Annotated in this window: 2 protein-coding genes; both read left to right on the top strand. The window is 66.0% G+C overall.

Annotated elements, in window-relative coordinates; translation table 11 throughout:
* Positions 1-2,043 carry a DUF3488 and transglutaminase-like domain-containing protein gene (locus RMO23_RS09810; protein ID WP_309680947.1) on the top strand — a complete coding sequence of 681 codons (2,043 nt, stop codon included), beginning with the start codon at positions 1-3 and terminating at the stop codon, positions 2,041-2,043.
* Between the two features lie 51 nt (positions 2,044-2,094).
* Positions 2,095-3,169 (top strand): lytic murein transglycosylase B (gene mltB, locus RMO23_RS09805; RefSeq protein ID WP_309680945.1); only part of this gene is annotated, 1,075 nt, incomplete at its 3' end.

Below are 3,169 nucleotides of genomic sequence, written 5' to 3'. Positions count from 1 at the left end.
ATGCTGACCCGCCTCAACGCCCTGCCCGCGCTGCGCAACCTGCCCCGCGACGCCCGCGACACCCTGTTCCTGCTGGCCGTCATCGCCTGGCTGCTGTTGCCGCAAACCGCCCACCTGCCGCTGTGGTGCAGCGCACTGGCCGGTACGGTGCTGGTCTGGCGCGGCTGGCTGGCGCTCCATGCCCGGCCGCTGCCCAGCCGCTGGTGGTTGGTCGCCCTGCTGGCGCTGGCCATTGCCGGCACGCTGATGACGCACCGCACCCTGCTCGGGCGCGATGCCGGCGTGACCTTGCTGGTGGTGCTGCTGACGCTGAAAACCCTGGAGCTGCGCGCACGTCGCGATGCCTTTGTGGTGTTCTTCCTCGGTTTTTTCTGCATGCTGAGCAATTTTTTCTACTCGCAGTCGCTGCTCACCGCCTTCAGCATGTTGCTGGGCCTGCTGGGGCTGCTGACGGTGCTGGTCAACGCCCACATGCCGGTCGGCAAGCCGCCGCTGCTGCAGGCGGCAAAAACGGCGGGCGGCATGGCGCTGCTGGGTGCGCCCATCATGGTGGTGCTGTTTTTGCTGTTTCCGCGCATGGCGCCGTTGTGGGGTGTGCCCAGCGATGCCATGACCGGGCGCAGCGGCCTGAGTGCCAACATGCAGGTCGGCACCATTGCCAGTCTGGCGCTGGACGACAGCGTGGCGCTGCGCATCAAGTTTGAGGGCAAGCCGCCGCCGCAGCGGGACCTGTATTTCCGCGGCCCGGTGCTCTCCAGCTTTGATGGCCGCGAATGGCGGGTGCCGCGCTTCGGTTTCGCGGCGCAATACGGCGGCAAAGGGGTTAGCGCCAATCTGGCCATCTCAGGCGCCCCCGTCAACTACGAAGTCACCATGGAACCCACCAGCCGGCCCTGGCTGATGGTGATGGAAGCGGCCGCGCAAAGCCCGGTGCTGCCGGGCTACCAGAGCGCGATGCAGGACGACCTGCAGTGGCTTGCCAACCGCCCCATCACCGAGCTGGTGCGCTACCAGGTACAGAGCTACCCGAACTTTCGCCACGGTCCGGTCCAGGCGGAGGTGGGACTGCGCGAGTTTGTCGAGTTACCGGCGGGATTCAACCCGCGCACGCTGGCGCTGGCCAGCGAGATACGCAAGGACCCGCGCCAGGCCGGGGCCAGCACCGCCCGGCTGGTGCAGGCCGTGCTGGAGCGCCTGCGCACCGGCGGCTACAGCTACACGCTGGACCCCGGCGTGTACGGCCAGCACACCGCCGACGAGTTCTGGTTTGACCGCAAGCAAGGTTTTTGCGAGCACATCGCTTCCAGCTTTGTGATCTTGATGCGCGCCATGAACATTCCGGCGCGCATCGTCACCGGTTACCAGGGCGGCGAGCAAAACGCCGTGGACGGCTTTTGGGTGGTGCGGCAAAGCGACGCCCATGCCTGGGCCGAAGTCTGGCAGGCCGGCCAGGGCTGGGTGCGGGTCGACCCGACCTCGGCGGTGGCGCCGGGGCGCACCGGCGCCTTCCAGCGGCTGGCCGCACCGCAAGGCGTGGTGGCCCAGGCGCTGGGCAACTTCAGCCCGACGCTGGCGGCCCAGCTGCGCGCCACTTGGGAAGCGGTCAACAACGGCTGGAACCAGTGGGTGCTGAACTACACCCAGGGCAAGCAGCTCAATTTGCTCAAAGACATCGGTTTTGAGTCGCCGAGCTGGGCCGACCTCAGCTATGTGCTGATCGGCCTCATCGTGCTGGCCGCGCTGCTGGGCGCCGCCTGGACGCTGTGGGACCGCAGCCAGCACGACCCCTGGCTGCGCCTGCTGGCCAAGGCGCGCAAGCGGCTGGCCCAGGCCGGTATTGAAAGCACCGCCGCCAGTTCGCCGCGCCAGCTGGCCCGGCAGGTTCAGGCCAGGTACGGTGGCCACGGCGGCAATCAGGCCCAGCCGCTGCATGACAGGCTGATGCAGCTGGAGCTGCAGCGCTATGCACCGGCATCGGCCACCACGGCAGCGAGCCTGCAGCAACTGCGTCAGCAATTCAGCCAGCTCAGCTGGCCTGCGTAAAATTGCCTGCTACACCGCCCATCGCGCCACCCCCATTTTTTACTTCTTTTCATGCCACTTCACCGTTTCTGTTTTGCTATGTTTTTTATAGCTGCCATCGCAGCTTCTGCTTGGGCTGGCGACCTAAAACCCCTCAAAAAAGCGGCCAATGGCGCTGCCACGCCAGCGCAGGGTCCGTTGTATTCGGGCCGCGCCGAGGCCATGCAGTTTGCCGACGATCTGGCCAGCCGGCGCGACCTGGACCCGGACTGGGTGCGCGATGCGATCGGCCAGTCGCGCTACAGCGCCACCGTGTCGCGCCTGATGCAGCCGCCTACCAAGGCCTTTGTCAAAAACTGGCGCGCCTACCGCAGCCGCTTTATCGACCCCATCCGCATCGAGGCCGGCGCGCGCTTTTGGCGCGCCAACCAGGCCAGCCTGGAGCGCGCCGAAAAAGAATATGGCGTGCCGGCCGACATCATCGTCGGCATCATCGGCGTCGAAACCATTTACGGCCGCGACACCGGCACCTTCCGCGTGATGGATGCGCTAACCACGCTGGCCTTTGACTTTCCGGCCAGTCACCCGCGCGCGCAGGAGCGCAGCGAGTATTTCAAGGGCGAGATCGAGCAGTTTTTAACCCTGCAAAGCCGGCTCGGCAGCAACCCGTTTGACGCCAGGGGCAGCTACGCCGGCGCCATGGGCATGCCGCAGTTCATGCCCTCCAGCCGCGTCAAATTCGCCGTCGATTTCGATGGCGACGGCACGATTGACCTGTGGAACAGCCCGGCCGACGTGATCGGCTCGGTCGCCAACTACTTCAAGGCCTTCAACTGGCAGCCCGGCATGCCCACCCACTACCCGGTCAGTTTTGACACCAGCCGCCTGGACCTGGACGCCCTGATGGCGCCCGACATATTGCCAACCTTAAGCGTCGCCAGTTTCACCGCCAAGGGCGCGGTACTCGAAGGCCCCGCGCTGCAGCACCAGGGGCCACTGGCATTGATCGAATTGCTCAACGGCGCGGAAGCACCGCAATACGTGGCCGGCACCGATAACTTTTACGCCATCACCCGCTACAACTGGAGCAGCTACTACGCCATGGCGGTGATTGAGCTGGGGCGGGAAGTGGCGGCGCGGATGAGGC

Source organism: Polaromonas sp., from assembly GCF_031411155.1.
In the GTDB taxonomy this organism is placed as follows: Bacteria; Pseudomonadota; Gammaproteobacteria; order Burkholderiales; family Burkholderiaceae_C; genus Polaromonas.
This window is presented reverse-complemented; position numbering and strand designations above follow the sequence as displayed.

Coding starts and splice junctions, on each gene's coding strand:
- RMO23_RS09810 (WP_309680947.1), top strand. CDS start 1: ATGCTGACCCGCCTCAACGCCCTGCCCGCGCTGCGCAACCTGCCCCGC.